The sequence below is a fragment of the Canicola haemoglobinophilus genome (genome assembly GCF_002015075.1).
Taxonomy (GTDB): Bacteria; Pseudomonadota; Gammaproteobacteria; order Enterobacterales; family Pasteurellaceae; genus Canicola; species Canicola haemoglobinophilus.
This window is the reverse complement of sequence record NZ_MUXZ01000055.1, coordinates 1-1334: the sequence shown is the minus strand read 5'-3', so window position 1 is coordinate 1334 and position 1334 is coordinate 1. Positions and strand designations below refer to the sequence as shown.

The following is a 1334-nucleotide window of genomic DNA, read 5'->3' as shown; positions in this document are numbered from 1 at the left end:
CCAAATCATAAGCCTGTACTTTTTGATTAGCGTTTTCTGTGTCTCTGGAAAGTGCGGTCAGATTTTGTTGTGTTTTTTCATCTTGGCTTTCTGCAGTGAAATGGATGTTATTTCCTACCGCACTTTGAGTTAAACTCTGTTTGCTTTCGTTTTTATTGCCTAAAACCCCTATTGTGGTCGCTACTGCTGACATGGCATTTTGTGCCATATTGGTAGAAAGCCCAACGCTATGACTTTCCACCTTCACTTCACTATGATTTTTGATATCTTCTGTGCTAAAGGTTTTTGTATGAAGACGGTTTTTACTTTCCTCAGCTTTGCTTTCTATTAAGCCACCTTTGAGATGGGTATGGTTGCCAACATTTATCGCTAAACCACCTTCTCCTGCACTTAATCCCGATTGCTCTTCTACCTGAGCATAATTCAGTTTGGCTTTATTACGGCTGGCATTGAATGAAGCACTGCCACTGCCATTGAGTGTTACACTCGCTCCTGCATTTACCTGAGTTTGTTTTGAGTCATATTGATTGCTATCTTGGCGACTTTCTATGCTTAAGTTGTTGCCGACTTTCATGGTAAGCCTATCAGCATTGACGTTAGCACCTTGAAGTGCGGTGTCATGTTGGCTGCTGATATTCACTTCTTTACCCTGAACTAGGCTGTTGACTTGTGTCGTGCTATCTGAGTTTTCTTTACCCTTGCCTTTATAACCACTGGCTTCTAACCCAACGCCATAACTATTTCCACTTGCACCAACAAATACACCCGCACTCCAACCGCTGTTGTTATTTTGACTACGATGGCTAAAGCTATCTTGAGCTGATTTAAGGTGAATATCTTTGGCACTGTCAAGATTTAACGTTGTTGCACTTAATTTTGAGCCTATTACATCAATATCAGAGGCGGTGGTTTTCAGTGAAAGATTACCTGCACTGAGTTCACTTCCATGATGAACCACTTGGTTTGTATGACTTTCCTGTTTCGATTGACTTGAGCCTACGCTTACCGAGATTTTCACCGATGGATTTGAGATATTTCCTTCTTTCATATCTCCATTCGCTAAAGCACCTAATGTGCCCGCTAAGTCCTTCGCCTCTTGACCTGCCAGTAATAATTCTTGGGCTGCTTTGATTTTATATAACGCCGATAGCTTATCGTTTTTCACCTCATTACTGCGTTTTAAGCTCTCTTGTGCTTTCATTGCCATGTCTATTGCAGGTGAAGATACCGCTAAGGTTAAGCCCGATTGTTTAAACTCATGTTTTTCACTACTCTTAAACACATCTTTACCTGCTTCAACCAAGATATGTTTACCCTCAATGTCAATCCGCTTA

Annotated in this window: 1 protein-coding gene; it reads right to left on the bottom strand. The window is 41.2% G+C overall.

The window, feature by feature from the left end:
* Window positions 1-1334 (bottom strand): hemagglutinin repeat-containing protein (locus tag B0186_RS10805; protein WP_211272445.1); only part of this gene is annotated, 1334 nt, incomplete at both ends.